19 protein-coding genes are annotated in these 21751 nt (G+C 70.9%); 7 read left to right on the top strand and 12 right to left on the bottom strand.

Annotated features, from left to right (window positions below):
* Nucleotides 1-20: 20 nt before the first annotated feature.
* The gene (locus tag MNY62_RS15390) at nucleotides 21-1121 is read left to right on the top strand and encodes a winged helix DNA-binding domain-containing protein (RefSeq protein WP_242345067.1); all 1101 of its coding nucleotides are present in this window, start codon (nucleotides 21-23) and stop codon (nucleotides 1119-1121) included.
* Nucleotides 1122-1181: 60 nt separating this feature from the next.
* Here MNY62_RS15390 and MNY62_RS15395 read toward each other — a convergent pair whose 3' ends face one another.
* Nucleotides 1182-2855: an HNH endonuclease gene (locus MNY62_RS15395; RefSeq protein ID WP_242345068.1), complete on the bottom strand. Its 1674-nt coding sequence runs from the start codon at nucleotides 2853-2855 to the stop codon at nucleotides 1182-1184.
* Nucleotides 2856-3309: 454 nt separating this feature from the next.
* Between MNY62_RS15395 and MNY62_RS15400 the strand changes: the two genes are divergently transcribed.
* Together MNY62_RS15400 and MNY62_RS15405 are read left to right on the top strand one after the other, a co-directional pair.
* Entirely contained in the window at nucleotides 3310-3816 is a 507-nt protein-coding gene (locus tag MNY62_RS15400; RefSeq protein ID WP_242345069.1) for an LbetaH domain-containing protein, read from the top strand.
* Between the two features lie 34 nt (nucleotides 3817-3850).
* Nucleotides 3851-4291 carry a hypothetical protein gene (locus MNY62_RS15405; RefSeq protein WP_242345070.1) on the top strand — a complete coding sequence of 147 codons (441 nt, stop codon included), beginning with the start codon at nucleotides 3851-3853 and terminating at the stop codon, nucleotides 4289-4291.
* A 43-nt stretch (nucleotides 4292-4334) separates the two neighbouring features.
* Here MNY62_RS15405 and MNY62_RS15410 read toward each other — a convergent pair whose 3' ends face one another.
* On the bottom strand, nucleotides 4335-4949 hold the full coding sequence (locus MNY62_RS15410) for a CDP-alcohol phosphatidyltransferase family protein (protein WP_242345071.1): 615 nt from the start codon (nucleotides 4947-4949) through the stop codon (nucleotides 4335-4337).
* 200 nt (nucleotides 4950-5149) lie between these two features.
* Nucleotides 5150-5515: a hypothetical protein gene (locus MNY62_RS15415; protein WP_242345072.1), complete on the bottom strand. Its 366-nt coding sequence runs from the start codon at nucleotides 5513-5515 to the stop codon at nucleotides 5150-5152.
* Nucleotides 5516-5733: 218 nt separating this feature from the next.
* On the opposite strand from MNY62_RS15415, the gene MNY62_RS15420 reads away from it, so the two are divergent.
* Nucleotides 5734-8919, top strand: coding sequence for a DEAD/DEAH box helicase (locus MNY62_RS15420; protein WP_242345073.1), 3186 nt, complete (start codon nucleotides 5734-5736; stop codon nucleotides 8917-8919).
* A gap of 46 nt (nucleotides 8920-8965) precedes the next feature.
* Here MNY62_RS15420 and MNY62_RS15425 read toward each other — a convergent pair whose 3' ends face one another.
* Nucleotides 8966-11206 (bottom strand): NACHT domain-containing protein, encoded by a 2241-nt coding sequence (locus MNY62_RS15425; protein ID WP_242345074.1) that lies wholly within the window; start codon nucleotides 11204-11206, stop codon nucleotides 8966-8968.
* Between the two features lie 27 nt (nucleotides 11207-11233).
* Complete coding sequence (locus tag MNY62_RS15430; RefSeq protein WP_242345075.1) at nucleotides 11234-11929, bottom strand: hypothetical protein; 696 nt, start codon at nucleotides 11927-11929, stop codon at nucleotides 11234-11236.
* Between the two features lie 524 nt (nucleotides 11930-12453).
* Between MNY62_RS15430 and MNY62_RS15435 the strand changes: the two genes are divergently transcribed.
* On the top strand, nucleotides 12454-12681 hold the full coding sequence (locus MNY62_RS15435) for a hypothetical protein (protein ID WP_242345076.1): 228 nt from the start codon (nucleotides 12454-12456) through the stop codon (nucleotides 12679-12681).
* Nucleotides 12682-12839: 158 nt separating this feature from the next.
* Nucleotides 12840-13139 (top strand): hypothetical protein, encoded by a 300-nt coding sequence (locus MNY62_RS15440; protein ID WP_242345077.1) that lies wholly within the window; start codon nucleotides 12840-12842, stop codon nucleotides 13137-13139.
* Nucleotides 13140-13193: 54 nt separating this feature from the next.
* Here MNY62_RS15440 and MNY62_RS15445 read toward each other — a convergent pair whose 3' ends face one another.
* The gene (locus MNY62_RS15445; protein WP_242345078.1) at nucleotides 13194-13793 is read right to left on the bottom strand and encodes an alpha/beta fold hydrolase; all 600 of its coding nucleotides are present in this window, start codon (nucleotides 13791-13793) and stop codon (nucleotides 13194-13196) included.
* A gap of 336 nt (nucleotides 13794-14129) precedes the next feature.
* On the opposite strand from MNY62_RS15445, the gene MNY62_RS15450 reads away from it, so the two are divergent.
* Nucleotides 14130-14627 carry a nuclear transport factor 2 family protein gene (locus tag MNY62_RS15450; protein WP_242345079.1) on the top strand — a complete coding sequence of 166 codons (498 nt, stop codon included), beginning with the start codon at nucleotides 14130-14132 and terminating at the stop codon, nucleotides 14625-14627.
* On the opposite strand, the gene MNY62_RS15455 is transcribed toward MNY62_RS15450, so the two are convergent.
* The 6 genes from MNY62_RS15455 to nrfD (MNY62_RS15480) form a co-directional block, all read right to left on the bottom strand.
* Complete coding sequence (locus MNY62_RS15455; RefSeq protein ID WP_242345080.1) at nucleotides 14573-15175, bottom strand: hemerythrin domain-containing protein; 603 nt, start codon at nucleotides 15173-15175, stop codon at nucleotides 14573-14575. The two genes, MNY62_RS15450 and MNY62_RS15455, sit on opposite strands and share 55 nt — an antisense overlap.
* Nucleotides 15176-15296: 121 nt before the next feature.
* Nucleotides 15297-17000: a nickel-dependent hydrogenase large subunit gene (locus MNY62_RS15460; protein ID WP_242345081.1), complete on the bottom strand. Its 1704-nt coding sequence runs from the start codon at nucleotides 16998-17000 to the stop codon at nucleotides 15297-15299.
* Nucleotides 16997-18214: an NrfD/PsrC family molybdoenzyme membrane anchor subunit gene (gene nrfD / locus MNY62_RS15465; RefSeq protein WP_242345082.1), complete on the bottom strand. Its 1218-nt coding sequence runs from the start codon at nucleotides 18212-18214 to the stop codon at nucleotides 16997-16999. Before nrfD (MNY62_RS15465) ends, MNY62_RS15460 begins: the two co-directional genes overlap by 4 nt.
* Nucleotides 18211-19092 (bottom strand): hydrogenase 2 operon protein HybA, encoded by an 882-nt coding sequence (gene hybA / locus MNY62_RS15470; protein ID WP_242345083.1) that lies wholly within the window; start codon nucleotides 19090-19092, stop codon nucleotides 18211-18213. The genes nrfD (MNY62_RS15465) and hybA overlap by 4 nt, the downstream gene beginning before the upstream one ends.
* Before the next feature lie 3 nt (nucleotides 19093-19095).
* On the bottom strand, nucleotides 19096-20205 hold the full coding sequence (locus tag MNY62_RS15475) for a hydrogenase small subunit (protein WP_242345084.1): 1110 nt from the start codon (nucleotides 20203-20205) through the stop codon (nucleotides 19096-19098).
* A gap of 255 nt (nucleotides 20206-20460) precedes the next feature.
* Nucleotides 20461-21666 carry an NrfD/PsrC family molybdoenzyme membrane anchor subunit gene (gene nrfD / locus MNY62_RS15480; protein WP_242345085.1) on the bottom strand — a complete coding sequence of 402 codons (1206 nt, stop codon included), beginning with the start codon at nucleotides 21664-21666 and terminating at the stop codon, nucleotides 20461-20463.
* Nucleotides 21667-21751: the final 85 nt, after the last annotated feature.

Genomic DNA, 21751 nt, shown 5'->3' on the forward strand with positions numbered 1-21751 from the left:
CGCGCCGCTATCTTCCTCGCGTGCCCGACCGCCCGCTCTCGCTCCGCGCCCTGAACCGCGCCACCCTGGCGCGCCAGCTCCTCCTGGCCCGCGAGCGCACCCCCCTGCTCCGCGCCCTCGAGCGGGTCGCCGGCCTCCAGGCGCAGCTTGCGCGGCCGCCGTTCATCGGCCTCTGGTCGCGGGTCGACGGGTTCCGCCGCGACGGGCTGAAGAAGCTCGTCGCCTCTCGCGCGGTCGTCCGCGGGCCGCTCATGCGCACCACGCTCCACCTCGTCAGCGCGGCGGACTTCCTGCGCCTCCGCGGGCCGCTCCAGCCGGCCCTGGACGGCGCGCTCCGCATCGTCTCCGACCGGCTCGCGGGCGTGGAGCTCCCGCGGGTGACCGCCGCCGCGCGCGCGCTCTTCGAGGGGGAGCCCCGGACCTTCGACGAGCTCAGGCCGCTGCTCGCCGCGCGGTTTCCCGGGGTCGACCCGCGCGCGATAGGCTACGCCGTGAGGACGCAGCTCCCGCTCGTGCAGGTCCCGAGCGACGACGCCTGGGCGTTCCACGGCTCGGGGCGCTTCACGCTGGCCGAGGTCTGGCTCGGCGAGCCGGTCCCGGACGAGCGCTCCCCCGAGGCGCTGATCGTCCGCTACCTCGCGGCATTCGGCCCGGCGACCGCTGCGGACGTGCAGGCCTGGTCCGGCCTCGGGAGGCTCGACGGCGCGCTCGCGGCCGTCCGGCCGAAGCTGCGGAGCTTCCGCGACGGGGACGGGCGGGAGCTCCTCGATCTCCCGCGCGCTCCTCTCCCGCCGGAGGACACGCCGGCGCCGGTGCGTTTCCTGCCGGAGTGGGACAACCTGCTGCTCGCGCACGCCGACCGCCGCCGCGTCGTGGCGGACGCCCACCGGAAGGCGCTCGTCACGAAGAACCTGCAGGTCCCGCCGACGTTCCTCGTGGATGGGTTCGCCGCGGGGAGGTGGCGGATCGCCGGCAGCGGAAAGCGCGCGAAGCTCGAGCTCCAGCCGTTCGCGCCGCTGCCGCGGCGGACTCGGGACGCGCTCGAGGAGGAGGGCGAGCGGCTCGTCGGGTTCGTGGTGGACGACGAGGACGCTGCCCCCGCGCGCGCGCGGCGGAGCTGATCGGTCGTGAGCTGCGTCAGGCTCGGGTGGCGCTGGTGACGGACGCTCATTCGACGGACTTCAGTCCATCGACCGCATCGGCTCCCGCGCGCCGAGCCGCCACGTGAGCCGGTCGGGCGCCGCGCCGCGGATCTCGACGAACCCTCCGTGGACGCCCCGCAGGTGGTGGGCGGCGCACAGGGACGCCAGGTTCGCCGGCTCGTCCCCGCCGCCGCGCGAGCGGTAGACGACGTGGTGCGCATGCACCGCCGCCCGGCTGCAGCCCGGCACCTGGCAGAGGCCGCCGTCGCGCGCGAGGGCCCGTCGCTGCGGCGTGCTCCGCTCCGCGAGCGCCGTTTTCCAGGTGGAGACGAAGTGCTCCGCCACCCGCTCGAGGCACTCCGCGGACGTGAGCCAGGCGTCCGCGGCGGCGCGGGCTGCCCGGATGGCCGCCTCGAGCAGATTTCCGACCCGCCTGGGCACGCGCAGGTCCAGCTCGGCGCGCGCGCACATCTGCACCTCCTGCTCCGCCTCGAGCTCGCGGCGAAGCGCGATGCAGGTGCGGCCCTCCGCCCGGCGGATCCAGTCCTCGACGGAGAGATCGTCCGCGACCTCCGCCACGAGCCGCGCCTGCTCGTAGGAGACGCGCCGGTCGCGCATCGCCTGCCTGAGCGCCGGCAGCGCGTGGAGCCTCCGCTCGAGCGCGACCCGCTGCTCGACCGTGCGCGTCGCCATCCCGAGCCGCTCCTCGCAGTAGTGGCCGAACGAGGCGAAGCCCATGTCGCGCCAAAGGCCGAGCATCCGGACGAGCATCCCGAGGTGCCCGACGAGCTCGTCCCAGCGGTCGCGCATCGCGGCGAGCCGGCGGAGCTCCGCGTCCACGGACATCGCGTCCACGCCGCCGTCGAGCTCGGCGCTCATCTCCGCCTCGACCGGAGCGACCTCGCCGAGGAACGCCCAGCGCCCGTACTCCTCCTCGAGCCCCGCCTTCGCCGCCTCGAGCCAGTCGGCGACCGGCCCGCGCAGCGCGCTGTCAGACGCGCCGTCGTCCCCGCCCTCCGAGGACGCCTCCACCGGATGCGCGCCGAGGAATTCCTGGCAGATGGCCTCGAGCCGCTGCCACCGCGGCGCCGTCGCGCCAACGACCTTGCCCGCAAGCGCCATCGCCTCATCGAGCTTGGCGCGACCTCCGGGCGTGAGCTGGACCGAGACACGCTCCCACGTCTCGTCTTCGCCCGCATCCGTGGCGCTCTCCGCCCGCACCGCCGCCGCGAGCGCGCGCACCGTCTCGGTCCGCGCGAGCGCGACCCAGCGCTCCTCCGTCTCTCCGCGCGCGACGGGCAGCACGGTCTCCGCCTTGCGCGCGCTCACCTCGCCGCGCCGGACCGCCTCGGCAAGGAGCGGCCGGTCGCGCAGCGCCCGCGAGAGCCGGGCCAGCTTCTGGGCGGTGCCCGCAGCGATCCCCAGCCGCTCGCGCGCGTAGTCGCCGATGCCCGAGAACCCGAGCCGCATCGCGCCGTCCCGCTCCGCGAGCGCCGCGAAGCCACGACCGAGGGCGACCTCGAGCGCGCCGTGACCGCGCGCCACGGCCGTGAGGAGCCGGTCGAGCAGGAACGCCGCTTCGTCGCGCAGCACGCCCTTCCGCTCGTGCGGCGGCGGCGGCTCGAGCAGCCAGGCCTCGGCCGCGAGCACGTCCAGCGCGGCCGCCGAGGCGGTCGCGAGAGGTGCGGGAGGGCTCGGGCGCACGTCGTCCATCGCGTGAACCCATACCATCCGTGTCTGACGTCCAGGACGACGATGGCGCTACTGTCGGTGAATACCGGAAGTGACTTTCCGACCTCGACCCCGACCTCGACCCCAACCTCGACCCCAACCTCGACCCCAACCTCGACCCCAACCTCGACCCCAACCTCGACCCCAACCTCGACCCCAACCTCGACCTCGACCTCGACCTCGACCCTGACCTCGACCTCGACCTCGACCCCGACCTCGACCCCGACCTCGACCCCGACCTCGACCTCGACCCCGACCCCGACCCCGACCTCGACCCCGTCGACCTCGAGACCTCGGCCCCTCACCCCGGCACCAGGCGACGTACCGGGCGGTCCAGCGTCTCGTTCGAGCCACTCGGGCGTCCCTGTGGGGAGACCACGCCCCCCGCCGCGAAATATCAGAGGAGCAGCCGCGTACGTCGCTCCGGAGGTCGTCCATGCGCACGCTCGCCCTCGCCGCACCCCTCGCCGCCGCCGTGCTCGCCGCGCCCGCCTTCGGCGCCGCCGAAGACACGAAGGGTGGCTGCAACGTGGAGATCACCAGCAAGGACGAGCTCGTCCGGAGCGGCGACGTCGCGGTCGGGCCCGGCGACCACGCCCGCAAGGTCGTCGCGCTGGGCGGCACCGTCCGCGTCAAGGCCGGCGCGACCGTCGAGGAGGCCGTCGCGCTCGGCGGCGGCGTCGTGGTCGAGAGCGGCGCGGTCGTCGCGGGCGACGTCACGGCCGTGGGCGGCGACGTCCGGCTCGAGCAGGGGGCGCGCGTCGAGGGGAACGCGACCACGGTGGGAGGCAAGCTGCGCGTGGCCGAGGGCGCCGCGCTGCGAGGCGAGAGACACTCGGTGAACGCCGAGATCGACGGGGTGAGCCTGGCGCAGCACGTCGCCGGCGCGGTGTCCGACGCGCTGCGGGACGCAAGCTGCCGGATCCGCATCCGGGAGGAGTAGGGACGGAGCGCGGGCGGCGTGTTACGAGCTTGGCATGACGCTCTTTTCTCGCCGCCTGCCGCACGTGGTCACGCAGAAGGATCTCGTCCTGCTGCTCGCGCCGACGTACGCGGCGGCGCGGGGGGTGGACGAGGAGGAGGCCCAGGATCGCCTCGCGCAGGCGCTCGCCGTGCCGGCTGCGCTCGACGACGTCTACCGTGGGTTCTCCGAGGCGCTCCGCGCCCTTCAGGGTCCGCGGACGACCGAGGACCAGCTCGTGGACAAGCTCTCCGCGGGCGTGCTCGCGCGCCGGGCCCGCGCGAAGCCCGCGCCGGCCACCCCCGCGATCTCGGCGGTCCTCGTGCGGCTGGATCTCGAGATCGGCCTCGCCGCCGACGCGATGCGCGCGACGCTCGCCACGCCGCGCGGGAAGGCGCTGCTCGACGAGGGGCTACGGGCGCTCGGCACCCACCTCGTGAAGGACCTGCTGAAGTAGCGACGGGACAGGCAGCGCCGCGCCGAAGTCCATCACGCCTCGCTCACGCCGCCTCCTCGCGCAGCTCCGTGAGCGTCCGGCTGAGCCGGTTCCAGCAGGTGACGAGCGCGAGCGCCGTGAGGGCGTCGAAGAACCAGTCCGCCGCCGCGGCCGCCGGCGCGTGGAGCGCGAGCACGAGCGCGAACGCTCCCACGACGAGGGCGCGATCGCTCTTGCCCATCGGTCCGTCGTACCGGCGCGTCCCGCCGAGCGCCTGGCCCAGCACGCCGCAGAACTCGGTGAGCACGGCCGCCGCCGCGAACAGGAAGACCGGGAGTGCGGCCTCGGGGGCGCGCAGCGCGAACGGGAGGTAGAGCGCGAGGTCCGAGACGACGTCGCCGACCTCGTTCAGCACCGCGCCGAGCTGGCTCGCCTGCCCGAGCTCGCGCGCCATCATCCCGTCGAGCGCGTTGAGCGCCATCCGGACGAGGAGCCAGGCCGGGAGCGCCGCCAGGATCCAGCGCGCCTCGCTCGCCGCGAGCGCGCCGCCGAGCGCGACCGAGCCGAGGAGCGCGGCGGTGGTGATCGCGTTCGGCGTCACGCCGGCGCGGGCGAGCGCGTGCATGACGGGTCGGAGCAGCGCCTGGAACCGGGCCTTCAGGTCGTGGACCGAGCTCACGCGGCGAGGAGAGCACGCTCCTGAAAGCGTGTCGATCCGACGCTCGGTGGACGCGCGCAGCGTGTCGGCGTCGGTCGCACCCGACGCGACAGTCGCGCCGCGTCGAGGGGACGCGGCGGCGCGGGCGGCTCGACGCGGATGCACCGCCCGACTCGAGGCGCGAGCGCGGCGCGCGTGGGGTCGGCCGCGCTCGCGAACCGCTACTTCCCTCCGGGCGCCTCGTGGAACTTGCGTATCTGCGCCTCGGTCAGCTTCGTCAGCTTCACCGCCTTCGCGTCCTTCCGCTCGGCCTCCGGCACCTTGCTGAGCGCGTCCTCCGAGCTCTTCGCCTCGGTCGTCAGGTACATCGTGTGATCGCCCGACATGCAGCCCCACTCCGCCTTGCCGAGCAGCTTCTTGTCCTTCGCGACCTCGTCCATCCTCGCGAGGCACTCCTCCGGCGTGTGCTTCACCATCACGAGATACTTGCCCTTCCCCTCTCCCGCCGTCGTCGTGTCGGCCGCCAGGCTCGGCAAGGCTGCCGAGATGAAGAGCGCCGCGAGCGTCGTCCATAGAGCGAGCTTCATGAGCCCCTCCTTTCACGCGGTCGCATAGGCGTTTCCTGGCTCCAGCGCCCGCCCTCGACCGCGACACCCCAAGGGCGGAAGGACGACGAGGTGCGGCTGATCGCCTGACGGGAATTCGCACGCGGCGACCGAATCGCCACCAGAGCCGAAGGGACGCCAACGGCGGTGCGCCGCTGACCCGGTCGCGGCGCCGTCCGCACGTGGAGTAACCTGCGCGGGTGCCGAAGCCCCTCGCCGACGGCGTGTACGACCACCTGCTCGACGAGGCGCTCCGCGCGCTCGTCCACGACGCGGAGGGACAGCGCGCCGTCCACGTCGGCGATCTCGAGCCCGAGCGCACCCCGAGCTTCCTCGCCGCGCACTTCCGGCCGCTCCTGGAGCGGGTGCTGGAGGAGGTGCCGGGCGAGGACGACGAGCGGCAGCGGCGACGGGTGGAGATCCTGAACCGGCTCCTCGCCACGCTCGCCGACGCCGCGCGCGAACACTGCGGGGAGCTGCCGCTCGATCCCGACGCGACGGTCGTCACCGCCGCGCGCCACCTCCGCTCGGTCTGGCCGCGCGGCCCGCTCGGCGCCGCCCCCGAGGTCCGGCTCCCGGAGACGCCGCTCTCGGAGAGCGCGCTCCTCGTGAATGCCTCCGGCGAGCCGTCGCTCGGGCACGAGCTCGCGCGCGAGCTCGCGAGCGCAGATCGGGTGGACCTCCTCTGCGCGTTCGTGAAGTGGAGCGGGCTGCGCTTCGTGCTGGACGAGCTCCGGGAGCTGGTCGCGCGCGGCCGCCGGCGCGGCGAGGCCTGCCCGCTGCGCGTGTTGACGACGACCTACATCGGCGCGAGCGACGCGCGGGCCATCGAGGAGCTCGCCCGGCTGGGCGCCGAGGTCCGCATCTCCTACGACGCGCAGCGCACGCGCCTCCACGCGAAGGCGTGGCTCTTCCACCGCGCGTCCGGCACGCACACCGCGTACATCGGCTCGTCGAACCTCTCGCGCGCGGCGCTGCACGAGGGGCTCGAGTGGAACGTGCGCCTCTCCCAGCGCGACGCCGCGCCGCTGCTCGAGAAGTTCCGCCACGCGTTCGACTCGTACTGGGACTCGGACGAGTTCGTGCCGGTGAACCCGGACCGCGACATGGCGCGGATCCGGGCGGCGCTCGCCGCGCAGCGCGCGCCCGCCCGCGCCGACGGGGACGGCGCGACGGACGGCGCCCCCTGGCTCGCCGCGATCCACTTCGACCTCCGCCCCCACCCGTTCCAGGAGCCCATGCTCGAGGCGCTCCGCGTCGAGCGCGAGCGCGGCCACCACCGGAACCTCGTCGTCGCGCCGACCGGCACGGGCAAGACCCTCGTCGCCGCCTTCGATTACGCGCGCCTGCGCAAGGAGCTCCCTCGCGATCGGCTCCTCTTCGTCGCGCACCGCGAGCGGATCCTGACGCAGAGCCGCGCCGCGTTCGCGGCGGTCGTGCGCGACGCCTCGTTCGGCGAGCTCCTCACCGGCGACGCGAAGCCCACGGCGGGCACGCACGTGTTCGCGACCATCCAGTCGCTCGCGCGCGCGGACCTCTCGCGCGACCTGCCGCCCGACCACTTCGACGTGGTGATCGTGGACGAGTTCCACCACGCCGAGGCGCCGACGTACGACCGGCTCCTCGCGCACGTCCGCCCGAAGGTGCTCCTCGGCCTCACCGCCACGCCCGAGCGCCACGACGGCAAGGACGTGCGCCGCTGGTTCGACGGGCGGACCGCGTTCGAGCTGCGCCTGTGGGACGCGCTCGAGCAGGGGCTCCTCGCGCCCTTCCAGTACTTCGGCGTGAAGGACACGGTGGACCTCTCGGACGTCGCCTGGAAGCGCGGCTGGGGATACGACCGCGACGAGCTCTCGCGGCGCTACGTGACGAGCGGCGCCGACGCGCGCGTGCGGCTCGTGCTCCAGGAGGTGCACCGCCGCGTCGCCGACCCGGGCCGCATGCGGGCGCTCGGGTTCTGCGTGTCGGTCGCGCACGCCGAGTACATGGCGCGGATGTTCACCGAGAAGGGGCTCCCGAGCGTCGCCGTGACCGGCGACACGCCCGGCGAAGCGCGGGAGGCCGCCATTCGCCGGCTCGAGCGCGGAGAGCTCACGACGCTGTTCACGGTGGACCTCTTCAACGAGGGCGTGGACATCCCCGCGGTGGACACCGTCCTCTTTCTCCGGCCGACGGAGAGCGCCACGGTGTTCCTGCAGCAGCTCGGCCGCGGGCTTCGGCGCCACGCCGAAAAGCCCTGCCTCACCGTGCTCGACTTCATCGGCAACGCCCGCCGCGAGTTCCGCTTCGACCGCCGCTTCAAGGCGCTCCTCGGCGGCACGACTCGCCAGGTGAAGGCGGCCATCGAGCAGGGCTTCCCGTACCTGCCTCCCGGCTGCGCGATGCACCTCGACCACCTCGCGACGCGCGCCGTGCTGGACAACATCCAGCACGGCATCGGCACCGGCGTGCAGTGGCTCTCGTCCGAGCTCGCCGCGCTCGGCATCGGCACGCCGCTCGGCCAGTTCCTGCGCGACGCCGGTGTCACCCTGAACGAGCTCTATGCGGACAACCGGAAGAGCTTCACTTCGCTCCAGGAGCGGGCGTTCGGGACTCCCGTCCTCGACGATGCTGCGCGCGAACTCCACGCACGCGCGCGCGCCGTGATGCACCTCAACGACCACGAGCGACTTGGCTTCCTTCGTCGCGTTGCCGGGGGCGCTCCGCTCGACGCATCCGAACCGCGCAACGCCCGGTTGGCGGCCATGACAGCCGCAGCGCTGCTGGACTGCAACCGCCCCGAGAGCGCAACCGCCGAGCTGGAACGGGCCAGAGCGCATTCGACATTCAGGAAGGAACTCGGCGAGCTGCTCGACTTCCTGGAAGACGAGGCGAGAGACGCGACGTCACCGTGGCAGGACGGAACCCGGATCCGACACGTTCCGTTGCACGTCCACGGTCGTTATCGACAGGACGAAGTGCTCGCCGCGCTCGACGCCCGGTCGCCCAAGGGCCTCCTGCCGCAGCTTCAAGGTGGCGTCTACCACGCTCCAGTCGAGAACGTCGACGTGCTCTTCGTGACGCTGAAGAAGAGCGAGTCCGGCTTCTCCCCGTCCACGATGTACCGCGACTTCGCGATGAGCCCGACCCGCTTCCACTGGGAGACGCAGAACACGGCCCACCCTGGCTCCGGCGCCGGCCGTCGCTACCTCGAGAAGACCAGCACCGTGCTGCTCTTCGTCCGCGAGTACCGCAAGCAGCCCAACGGCGTCGCCGAGCCCTACTGCTTCCTCGGCCCCGCGACGCTCGAGTCCGCCTCCGGCGAGCGCCCGATGCAGATCATCTGGCGGCTCGAGCACCCGATGCCCGGGCACCTGTACCAGCGGGCGACGCTGGCGGCGGGGTAACGGGGCATCGGCGAGCGAGATTTATCTCAGACTGCGCGGCGGCTGATCATTTGCCCGCACTCCCGACCCTACCTCGCACGGCGTCCAGGAATGCGCCAAAGCTACCTTGCGATGACTCGTCTAGCGCTTGAAGCTCCGTCATCTTCATGCCTAAACGGAACCTTCGCTGCTGACCGGAGCCCACGTAATCGACTTCTCGCACAGCCCCGGCGCGAACCAGCGCTGGAAGCACACGATCAACGAACTCGTTAGCCGCTTTCCCGGCCCGCGCCCTCAACGTCCCCTCGTTTAGCTCGGTCGCGCGCATGAACGCCTTCAGCATTCGTCGCGCAAGCACGAGATCCCCGTCCGCGCTGATCGGAGCGGGAGAAGCTGCAGGGAGGACGCCTTGCTGCTGGACTCGCACTTTGGAGTCCTGCAGCAGCGCAATAATCCGCCCAGGGTCGTAGGCGACCTCGTCGCCTCGGCAGACGCTCCGAACGACGGACTGCACGAACTCTGCACCAGTGTACGCTGCCCCGTCGTGGACCGTAACCCGCTCAAACTCGCAATCCCGGAACACGCACGACTCCATGCGCGCAGGGAGGACGGTGGGACGGAAGTAGCATCTTTCGAACGTGACCCGCCGTATCTCAGGCACGTTGAGTGCGTCAGGAGGAAAGGTTATACGCTCGATGCATTCCCCGTCTGTCCAGATCGGCAACAACCGCGAAACGATAGCACCAGCGTTCTCGCGCGCAAACGACGCGCTGCCCTCTGCCTCGCAGCACTGCCCCAACGTTGCCAGAACGCGCTGAGCCGCAGTCGGGTCGCGGCGAACAATTGCCGCCGCCCCTTCAACGGCCATCGGAACCAGTGACCCTACCCGCAGGGAGGCACGAATGTCAGCCACACGCCCAGCCAACACGGCGTGCCCAATCGCTTCACCAAGGAAGAAGTATCTGAACTCTTCATGATCGAAAGCGAACGACCGCCCATCACCGTTCTGCACTATTAGCGCGTGATGCCGCACCCTCTCCACAATCTGTCGAGCAAGGTCGGGACCTTTCTCGCGACCTTCGGCGTACAACTCGGCGATAGAGTCCAGAACCGGACCCGAAAGCGCGTCAACGCGATTCTCCCACATTTCTTGAGCGATCATCGCCAGCAACTGATGATGCTCTTCGCGGGAGAGCAGAGGCTCTCGAGGCTCACCACTATTCGTGATCCACTTTTCGGTAGCCTCGCGATTAATGATGGCATCAACAAATTGCGGAAAGAAGTCTTCCGCGTGCGGCTCAAGGGTGCGCAGGAGCGCATCACGATCGCCAACATTTTCAGCGACATCGAGGAGCCGCTTCACCAGCACCGCGCGAGTCAACAGAGGATGATCCGGCCCTAGGCGCGCAGAGACGTCGTCGTAAATTAGATCCGGCTGCTGCACGCCGCGTTTCGTCGCGTATCTGGTGAACTTGTCGCGATCCCACCTCAGAAGCGCTAACCGCGAAAACAGCACTGATGCCGACCCCAGAGCATCAAGCAATTTCGCCTGGGCGCGGGGATTCGTATATTCAAAGAACGCCTTTCGGGCGGCAATGAGCACCGTTCCCGACCTGTTGAGCAGTTGGATGAGGTTTCCGAGCGCCGACATTGCCTCGCCCGACGCGGTCTCAACAAACATCTCTTCGAAACCGTCAAGCGCCGGGACAACAACTCCAAGGCGCACCAACTCAAGAAACGCGTCATAGTACAGCAGCGAGAATCTGTACCTGTTCAGCAGTCCGCTCACAATGACGTCATCAAGGCGCATAAACGGACGGCCGCCCAGCGTTACCGGGACAAGCAGCCAGTCCGACTCCTTGCGCTTGAATGCGTTCGCTTGAGCAATTGCCATCTCATTGATGAGAGTGGTCTTGCCTTCCCCAGCGTCGGAGGTGAGATAGACAACGGACGAAGTGCCTGCCGGCCGCCGCGACAACAGATTGAGCGCCACCTGAGCCGCGTCATCCACGGTCCGCAACTCGTCGCCAGGCGCGGTCTCTACGTCGTCCAGCAGTTGAGCGCCCGGAGTAACGAAGGAAGGCTCCGGGTGCAGCGACTGAACGATTCGATCCGCAAGAAGAGGCAACCGAGCGACCCGGTGCGTGAGCCACCGCTCAGCGCTTAGCGTCTGGCCCCCCTCCTCAACCCATACCGCTCCCTCACGGACGCTGAGAGCCGCCTCAACGAGTTCGTCATGCAGTTGCGCCAGCAACTTTCCCTTATCGATATTCACATCGGCGGGCCTGTCCGCGAACGCTGTCAGCACCTGCCGAAGCTCTTGAATATTCATTCGTCACTCGCACGCGAAACGCTTGTAGTTCGGCTCGGAAGCCAAGTACCTGGCTGAATGCTTACGAGGGTTGACGGCGTGAAGGACGTTCGCGCCCTGCAAGGTCGCAAACCTGATCCCCGGCCACAAATCGTCATCTGACGACACAACACAGATTGTGGACTCTGGCTGCGACGAAAGGTGTATCAGATCAGTCAGCATCATCGAATCGACAAGTTTCTGCTCTTGCCGATGAAGAACCTCGCTTAGCTGCGTCGTACACCCCGGCACGGTGCATTTGCGCTTCGAAACCAGCCCAAGAAGTGTCTTCATCGGGCAGCCCGCTTGCCCGCAGTCGAATTCGTTCTTGCCCTTCAAGCTCCCGAGATTATTGCGCGTCCGCAGAGTATGGAAAATGTGATTTTGCGGTTCGATTTCTAACGAATAGGCGAGCTCAGCCGAGACGACCGCGGTGCGACGTGATCGCTGCTCTACCGGCACTAGCGCGGGAAAGTCGCGATCGATTTCCGCCATCAGCGCTTGGGCCAGGCGCGTGGGCTTGTTCTGTTCGTACCAGCCGCCATACAGGCGGATCCGGATCGAGCGGCGCGTCCCGGGGACGAAAGGACCGGCTGAATGGATCACCGTCTCTGCGACCCATCGCAGGTCATGGCGGCGGAAGTCGCGGACAAGATTATCGAAGTCGACCAGGACGTTCATGATTCGAACCTGGGATTTTCTCTCGACTTCACTCTTCGATCAACTCTAGTTCGCGGTGGCGCCCTCTCCGGCCAGACGCGAGGCGTAACGCGTGCGCGAGGCCTTCCTGACCGAGAGTACCGTGCCGAGGACCGACCGCCCACGGCGCGGCCCATCACCCGCCATTCCACGTCGGCCACGACTCGGTAACGGTCTTCCGCATCCGTCCCCCACGTTGAGTAGAGGGCTCACGCTTCGAGCCGTCCAGTGTTCAGGGGGCAGGACACCCAGCGTCTCCCCGCTGATCACCCTCGGGCGGGTTCCGGACCTGCGCATCGACAGCTTTCGCGTCGCTGGTTACTATCGGTCCGGGCTCTGAATTACGCCCCGGTGACAGCTCTCGCGAGAGGTGCTCTCCTCGCCGGGTGCCCGTGCCTCCCGATTACGTGCGGAACCTCCGTGCGCCTCTCACGGACGCCCAGCTCGCGCCGCTCGCGCCAGAGTGCCGTCTGGTCCAGTTCGGTGGCGCGATGTCGGGAAGCGACGTGAGGCGACTCGCGGCATTCCTGCAGAGCTCGCCCGAGGTGCCGTTTCGAATCTTCGGCACGGACACGGCGAGGGATCTCGACTTCCTGGAGCTCCTCGCCGGGCATCCTCGCATCCGGATCGATCTCCCGCTCCTGACGTCGCTCGATGGGCTCCGGCACCTGACGCCGGACATGGTCGAGCTCGGGATCGGGAGCACGAAAGCGCGTGTGTCCCTCCGGATCTGAGGCCGTTCATCCCGCTCTCGGAGCTCGAGTCCTTCACCCTCGGCCTGGGCGGGACCCGGAACATTCGCGACCTCTCGCGCGTGGGTGGGTTGCGCAACGTGGACATCTTCAGGGTGCTCGGGCTCTCCGATGTCACCGTGACGTCCGAGCTTCCATGGTTGGAGACCCTGCGACTCGATTCATTGAAGCGGGTCACCGAGCTGCCCTCGTTCCGATCTCTCGAGCGGCTTCGCAGTGCCGTGGTGGTGGGGCTCTCCGTTCGGGACCTGACCTCGGTCAGCGAGGCGCCGAGCCTGGCGGAGCTCATCTTCATCGGCCGAAGAGGTCTCTCGCCTGACGTTGCGCTGCCATTCGTGCGTCATCCTTCGCTCCGGAAGGCCACGTTCTCGCTCGGAGACGAGCGGAAGGATCGACGCGTGCGCGAGATGCTCGCGCTGCCGCCCGTGTTCGAGGCCTGAGTGGGCCGCCGGCAACGACCACGGTGACCATCCGGCGCCGTGGCCGCGCGCTCTCTACGTCAAGTGGGACCGGATGATCGCCGCGACCTCGTCCGGGCGCTCGTTCGCGAACGCGTGAGTCCCGCCCGCCACCGTGACGATGCGCGCGTTCGCGATGCGCTCGGCGAGGAACCGGGCGACGGAGGGCGGGCTGACAGGATCCTGGTCGCTCCACAAGAGGAGCGTCGGCGCGCGGATCTCGGAGAGCCGGTCGGTGAGGTCGGTGCGGTCGTCGATGAACCAGCTCGGAACCTCCGGCAGCGCCGCGCGGTACTCCTCGCGCCACTCCGCCGCTCCCAGCCGTCGGACGTCCACGCCGCCGGAGGTCGCGACCAGGACCAGGCGTGCCACGCGCTCCGGCCGGTCCGCCGCCAGACGTGCGGCGAGGATTCCCCCCATGGACTGCGCGATGACGTGGCTCGATCCTGGGGGGAGGCGCTCGACGACCCAGCGGTAGAGGTCGTCGAGCGACTTAACCGCGGGAGCGGCGGAGAACCCCCCCCACCCGGGGTAGCCGAGGACCTGAACCGGACCGAGGTCCCCAAGCCGGTCGGCCACGGGCCGCCAGAAGGACGCGCTTCCAGCAGCGCCGGGCAGGAAGACGAGGGGTGGCATGACAGTGAGCCTCTCTGTTGACGGTGGCTGATCGTCTTACAGCGGCGTGGCTACTGGGACCTGCTGACGTCCTCCGAGCGCACGGCCTGCCTCCTCCCGCGTGGAGCCGAGCCGAGGCCGTTCGCGCGCGCACTCTGCCTCCGGGCAATTCGCCGCCAGGGCGCCCGCCGGACACGACGCCGGGGATCCGAGCAGCCGGCTGCCCGTCGCGCGCCGGCGGGTCGGGGGGGGTTGGCCCGACGAGGCGTCGCCCGAAGCGCTCACGACGCGTCGCCCGGTGCGTGCGACGATCACCGTGGCTCGACGTGGCGCAGAGGCCGAGCCAGGAGGGCGGCCATGATCGGAGCACTGATCGCGAGGTCGCGTGCGCGACGCGGGTTCGACGCGTTGAACCGCAAGGACCTCGCCGCCGTGGTCGGCGCGTTCGCCGACGACGCGGTCTTCGAGTTCCCGGGGCGGACGCGCATATCGGGCCGGTTCGAGGGCAAGCGCGCCATCGAGGAACACTTCCGGCGCTGGTTCGCCGAGCGGACGATGATCCGCTTTCGCGTCATGCACGTGTGCGTCGAGAACATCCTCGCCCTCGGCGGCACCAACACCGTGCAGGTCGAGTGGGCGCTCGAGGAGGCGGATCGGCACGACGTGAGCTTCCATCTCTCCGGCGTGACGGTGCTCGACGTCCGCCGCGGGAAGATCGCGAGAGCGCGCGACTACGTCTTCGAGCCGGACGTGCTCGAGCGCGAGTGGGCGACGCCCGAGGCCGCCGCTGTCCCACACCATCAGCGAGAAGCGCGCGCCCTGACGGCGTCTCCCACGAGCAGCGCCGCCGGATAGAACACCTGCTCCTCGGTCCGAGCGTGGAGCTGGAGGTCCTTCGCGAGCTGCTCGACCTTCGCGTTCTTCGCCTTCCGCGCCGTGGCCTCGAGCTTCTTCGCCGCCGCCCCGATGGCCTCGTGCTCCTTCAGCATCTTCGGGAGCTCCTCGCGCAGCGCGTCGGTGAGCTTCAGCACCTCCGCCATCTTCGCGTCGTACTTCCCGGCCGCGAGCGGCTCGAGGAGCGCGAGCGGCGGGAGCGCGATCTCCTCCTCGCGGACGAAGTGCGGGTGGAGCACCTCCGCGAGCGCTCGCGCCGCCTGGCCGACGGCGCCGGGCTCCTTCGTCGCGCGCACGAGCTCCTCGTCGATCTTGGCGTGCTCGACGCGCATGGACTCCGGGATCTGGAACGGTGCTGCGGAGGCGCGAGGCGGGGCAGCCTCGGCCTCGTGCCCGTGCTGCGCCGCGGCCGGGCGCGGGGGCGCGGCGAGCGCGGCGGCCGCGACCAGGAGGGCGGACGACGTCCAGGAGAGCAGCCGGCGGGCTCGAACGGGGTCGCGATCGCGCATGACGGGATCCTCCGCCCGAGGGCTAATCCCGTACGCGCACGCGCGCGCGGGAACCTTGCCGCACCCCGAGGAAGGAACCGAGGTGGGAGAGGCGAGCCGCCCGGGCGGCGGACGCCCCCGCTCACCCCACCCTGACCGTCGCCAGCTCCGTCCCCTCGGCGTCCACCGCGTGGACCGCGCACGCGAGGCACGGATCGAAGGAGTGGATGGTGCGCAGCGCCTCGAGGGGCAGCTTCGCGTCCGCGATCGGATTCCCCACCAGCGCCGCCTCGTACGGCCCGGCCTGCCCCTTCCCGTCCCTGGGCCCGGCGTTCCAGGTCGACGGCACCACGGCCTGGTAGTTCTTGATCGCGCCGTCCTCGATGACGACCCAGTGCGACAGCGCCCCGCGCGGCGCCTCGTGGAACCCGAACCCGCGCACCTCACCCTTGGGGAAGGTCGGCGGGTTGAACACCGCCGTGTCTCCCCGGCCGATGTTCTCGACGAGGAGCTGCCAGTGCTTCAGGGCGAGCTCGGCGAGGACCGCCGTCCGGATGGCGCGGGCGGCGTGGCGGCCGAGCGTGGAGTGGAGCACGGCCGGGGTGAGCTTGGCGCCCGCCACCGTCCCGGCCACGTCGAGGCAGCGGTCGGCCCAGAAGCGGATGCGCGGGTGGCCGAGCGCGTAGCCGACGAGGACCTGCGCGAGCGGGCCGACCTGCATCGCCCTGTCCTGGAAGCGCGGCGACTTCACCCACGAGTACTTCCCCTCCGGCTGCCAGTCCTGGACCTTCGGGACGGTCTCCTCCGCGAACGGGCTCTTCTGCCAGTCACCCTCGTAGAACGAACGCGCGATCGACTCCGTGACGTTGTCGCGGAAGTACGGATCGGTGAACGAGGTGAATGCGCGCGCCGAGGAGAGGTCCCCGGCCATGATCGTCCCGCCGGGCAGGTCGAACTTCGTCCCGGCGGCGTCCGTCGGCAGGTCGGGGACGGAGAGGTAGCTCGTCACGCCCGCGCCGTGGCGCAGCCAGTCGGGGTACATGCCGGCCACCGCGCAGACGTCGGCGAAGTACGCCTGGTGCACGAACGCCTGCACCTCCTCGAGCAGCGTCTTCACCTGGTACAGCTTCTCCATGTTGAGGGCGGCGGGGCTGTCCAGGTTGATCGCGTTCGCGACCCCGCCGACGGCGAGGTTCTGGATGTTGGGCGTCTTGCCGCCGAGGATCGCGACCGCCTGGTTCGCCTTGCGCTGCACGTCGAGCGCCTGCAGGTAGTGCGCGACCGCGAGGAGGTTCACCTCGGGCGAGAGCCGCATCGCCGGGTGGCCCCAGTAGCCGTTCCTGAAGATCCCGAGCTGGCCCGCCTTCACGAAGCCGTCGAGCTTCGCCTTGACGGCCGCGAGCGCGGCGCGCGAGTTCCCCGGCCAGGACGACAGGCTCCCGCCGAGCGCCGCGGCCTTCGCGGGATCGGCCTCGAGCGCGCGCGTCACGTCCACCCAGTCGAGCGCGGAGAGCTGGTAGAAGTGCACCACGTGGTCGTGCAGCGCGTGGGCGGCGACGAGCAGGTTGCGGATGAGCTGCGCGTTCAGCGGGATCGGGAGCCCGATCGCGTTCTCGACCGCGCGCACCGACGCGATCGCGTGGACCGTCGTGCACACCCCGCAGATGCGCTGCGTGAACACCCACGCGTCACGCGGATCGCGGCCCTTCAGGATGAGCTCCATCCCGCGCCACATCGTGCCGCTCGACCACGCCTTGCGGACCGCGCCACCGTCCACCTCGATGTCGATGCGCAGGTGCCCCTCGATCCGCGTGACCGGATCGATCGTGATGCGCTGGCCCGTCATGATGCCGCTCCTTCCTGGAGGCCGGCCGGCGCGCGCTCTGGCTCGGTGAGGCTCACGCCGGCGAGGATCGGGAACCGCCGCACCGCGACGATGTAGACCATCGTCTCGGTGGCGATGAAGCCGAGGGTGATGAGGATCTCTCCCAGCGAAGGGAAGTACCGCCAGCCGTGGCCCGGCTGGAACGCGACCAGGAACGCGTCGATCCGGTAGAGCGCGCCGCCGGCGAGGGCGAGGAGCGCCGCCTGGAGCTGGGTGGCCGGGCTCGCGTGGACCCACTGCTGCAGGAAGAGCCCCGCCGCGGAGAGGAGGAGCAGCGTCTCCGCCCAGAAGAAGAACGACAGCGTGCCGGAGGTGACCGTGAGGCCGAGGCGCCCGGCGCCCATGAGCCCGGCGAACCGCACCGCGACGAACACGAGGAGCACGCCGGCGATGAACACGCCGAGGGAGCCGAGCAGCCGCGTCTCGAGGGGCCGCCGGAACGCGACGTTCGAGAAGATCGTCTCGAAGTACAGGACGGCGTAGCCCATGCCGAACGCGGTGAGGAGGAACAGGAGCGGCAGCGCCCCCGTGTGCCACAGCGGGTGCACCTTCGTCCCGGCGACGACGAGCAGCGACCCGAGGCTCGACTGGTGCATCGTGGGGAGTACGAGCCCGAGCGCGATCACGAACGGCAGCGCGCGCGCGAGCCGTGGCAGCCAGCGCGCGGCGAACGCCTGGCGCCGCGGGTGCTCCACCGTGATCCAGCGCTCCAGCAGGGCCGGCGAGAGCTCCACGAGCAGCACCGCCAGGTACGCCATGATGCAGAGCGCGACCTCGAGGAGGATCGAGCTCGTGTTCCAGCGCCACGGCATGACCGGCACCTTCCACAGCGCCCAGTAGCGGCCGACGTCGAACATGACCGCGATGCCCGCGACGGAGTAGCCGAGCGCGCTCGTCAGGATCGCGGGCCGGACGAGCGGGTGGTAGCGGCCGCGGTTCAGGACGTAGACGAGCAGCGCGATGGCGTACCCGCCGCTCGCGAGCCCCGTCCCCACCACCACGTCGAACGCGATCCAGAGCCCCCACGGATAGCCGTCGTTCAGCGCGGTGACCGCGCCGAGCCCCTGCGTGAACCGCACGACGCCGACCGCCGTCGCCGCCGCCCACAGGACCAGCATGAGCTTGAAGGTCGGCGTGAGGAGCCGTCCTCCCACCGCGCGCGCCTCGGTCGTCATCGCTCGCCCTCCCCGCCTCCGCCGGCGCGCCGGTTGCGCCAGGTGACCCACGCGAGCGCCCCGAAGAGCACCACCGGCGCGACGAAGCCCTGGTAGATGCCGTGCTGGATGGTCTCGCCGAGCGCGGGCACCGCCTCCGACCCGAGCGCCGGGAGGCCCATCGCCGTGAACGGCACCGCCGAGAGCACGAGCACGCCCGTGCCGCCGCCCTCGCGCTCGCCGTACACGCCGCCCTGGTAGCGCCCCGGCTCGGCCTCGAGCCGCCGGTGCGCCTCGGCCCGCAGCTCGGCGCGGGGCCCGAACACCACCGCCTCGCGCGGGCAGGCCTCGGCGCAGGCCGCGCCCTTGCCCTCGCGCCAGCGGTGCCGGCACAGCTCGCACTTCACGATGCGCGGCGTGGCCGACGACCACTGGAAGCGCGGCACGTTGAAGGGGCAGGCCACCTGGCAGTAGCGGCACCCGACGCAACGGCTGACGTCGTACGCGACGACGCCGCGCTCGCCCTTGTGGAGCGCGCCGAGCATGCACACCGAGACGCAGGCGGGATCCGCGCAGTGCATGCACTGCGCCTTCACGAACGCGCCGTCTGCCCCGTCGCTCGTGCGCTTGATGACCGTGAGCGTCCGGTCGTTGAGGTCGATCGGCGCGTCGTAGGGGACGCCGTCCACGAGCTTCACGTCCTCGGGGAGCGAGTTCGCCTCGCGGCAGCGCACGGTGCAGGCGCGGCAGCCCACGCAGCGGGTCGAGTCGAAGAGGAGCCCGAGGTCGTCGTCGTGCGGCGGCCTCGGGGCGCGGGCCTCCGCGGGCGCGGGGGCCGCGGCGAGCGCGGCGGCGCCGCCGAGCGTCCTGAGGACGGTGCGGCGGGAGACGTTCGGCATGGCCTACCCCTCCCTCGGCGGTTCCTTGGGCTCGTCGTGCGCGAGCTTGCGCGAGGAGACGTAGCCCGCCGCGGCGAGACCGCCGACGACGAGCCCCGCCACGCCCGCGGAGACGGCGCTCACCTCGCCGCGCTCCGGCGCGATCCCGGGGTACGCCATCGGCCCGGTCGGCTTCTGGACCTCGACGGTCGTGTGGAGCGGGACGCGGAACGCGATCTCCTGCTCCGTGCAGCCGACGCACGGGTGACCGATCCCGATGGGCCAGGCGCCGGGCACCTCGCAGAACGGGAGCAGCGAGCAGTTCGCGTGCGTCTGGGGCCCCTTGCAGCCGAGCTTGTAGAGGCACCAGCCGTTCCGGTGCCCCTCGTCCCCGAACGCCTTGGCGAACCGGCCGGCGTCGAAGTGCGGCCTGCGCGGGCAGTCCTCGTGGATGACGCGGCCGTAGGCGAACTTCGGCCGGCCCTTCCCGTCGAGCGCGGGGAGCGTGCCGAAGGTCGCGAACTGGAGCACGGTGCCGAGGAGGTTGTACGGGTTCGCCGGGCACCCCGGCAGCGTCACGACGGTCCTTCCCTCCAGCACCTCCGGCGCGCCGGTCGCGCCGGTCGGGTTCGGCGCGGCCGACGGTACGCCGCCCCACGACGCGCACGAGCCGATCGCCACGATCGCGCCGGCCCGGCCCGCGACGGTGCGCGCGATCTCGAGCGCCGTGCGGCCGCCGATCATGCAGTAGCGCCCGCCCTCGCGCACCGGGATGGCGCCCTCGATGACGCACACGTACTTGCCGTCGTTCTCCGCCATCGCCTTCGCGAGCGCGTCCTCGGCCTGGACGCCGGCCGCGGCGAGGAGCGTCTCGTGGTAGTCGAGCGAGATGAGGTCGAGGATGAGCGCCGCGACGTCGGGGTGGCTCGTGCGCAGGAGCGACTCGGTGCAGCCGGTGCACTCCTGGAAGTGGAGCCAGATGACGGAGGGCTTCTTGCCCTTCGCGATGTCCTCCGCCATCGCCTCGCCGGCCCACGCCGGCAGGCCCACCGCGGCCGCGGCGGTGGTGCAGATCTTCAGGAAGTCTCGCCGTGACGGCGAAGAGGGTCCCGCGACCGAGGTCGGGTGCGGCATCGCGCCTCCTTCCCGCGGGCATCCGCGGACGGGTGCGATGATGGGCGCTGTTTTCTGACGCCCACCTTGACCTCCGTCATGCGACGCAAAGATCGCGCGCACGCCTTGCGTTCGCTCGTGATTCCGAGATGTTGGTCATCGCGCAAAAACATGCCGAGCGGCGAGGATCGGCCGCTCGGCGCCAGCGCTGACTCCTTCGGACCAGCCTATTCGCATACGGGCGGTGCCGACGATCCGGACCGCCCGCGCCGCCCTTCACGCGTGCGCGCGCAGGCGCGCGGCCTCCTGTCGCCGCTCGGCGGGCTCGGCGACGCCGCTCAGGATCGGCAGCCGCTTGACCGCGACGACGTACAGCGCGACGCCCGCTGCGGCGAGGCCCAGCGAGAAGACGAGCTCGGCGAGCGACGGGAAGTAGCTCCACCCCAGGCCCGGCGAGAACGCGCCGAGGTAGACGTCGAAGCGGTACAGCGCCCCGCCGGCGACGGCGAGCTGCGCCGCCCAGAAGAGGAGGCCGGCGTTCTCGCGATACGAGCGCTGGAGGACCCGCACCGCCGGATAGGTGAAGAGGCCCAGCTCGACGAGGAAGAGCACGCCGCGCCAGCCGGTGACGTGCCGCAGCGCGCCGGACGTGGCGAGATCACCGACCCGGAGCGCGACGAAGGCGAACGACAGCCCGGCCATCACGAGCGCGAGCGAGGAGCACAGCCGGACGTCCCGCCTGCGCCCCCACGCGAGGTGCGTGAGCGTGTCCACGACGATCACCGCGCCGAACCCCATGCTGAGACAGGAGAGCAGGAAGAGCGCGGGTAGCCAGCCCGTGTACCAGAGCGGGTGGAGCTTCGTCGGCGCGAAGAGGAAGAGCGCGCCGAGGGACGACTGGTGCATGAAGGGCAGGACGATCGCGAGCGCCAGGAGGAAGGGGAACATCCTCTGCATCCGCGGCAGCACCCGCGCGGCGAGCCGGCCGCGTGCACCCGGCGCGTCGCGCCAGCGCTCGAGCAGGGCGGGGAGCACCTCGAGCCAGAGGACCGCGCAGTACGCGATGACGCAGAGCGCGACCTCGAGCAGCACCGAGCGGACGTTCCAGCGGGTCGGGACGACGAGCTCCCAGACGCTCCACCAGCGGCCGAGATCCACGAGCACGGAGATGCCGGCGAGCGTGTAGGCGATGGCGCCGGTCAGCACCGCGGAGCGCACGAGCGGGTGATGGCGGCCGCGGTTCGCGACGTGGGCGACGAGCGCGAGCCCGAGCGCGCCCGCCCCGACGCCGGTGAAGGTCACGACGTTGAGCGGCTTCCAGATCCCCCAGGCGAAGCCGTCGTTCAGCGCGGTGATCGGCCCGAGGCCGGTGAACAGCCGGACCGACACGAGCACCGATGCGACCGCGGCGATGAAGAGCGCGAGCTTCGTGCCGCGGGTGAGGAGCGGACCTCCGACGGGAGCCACGGATGCGTGGGCCATGTTCCACCTCCCCGCTCCGGAGGGAGCGGTGAGGGACCCGCAGCGGCGGACGACCCCGAGCGACTGCCGGCCCCCGGGCCCACAC

This window comes from Anaeromyxobacter terrae, from assembly GCF_022690685.1.
In the GTDB taxonomy this organism is placed as follows: Bacteria; Myxococcota; Myxococcia; order Myxococcales; family Anaeromyxobacteraceae; genus Anaeromyxobacter; species Anaeromyxobacter terrae.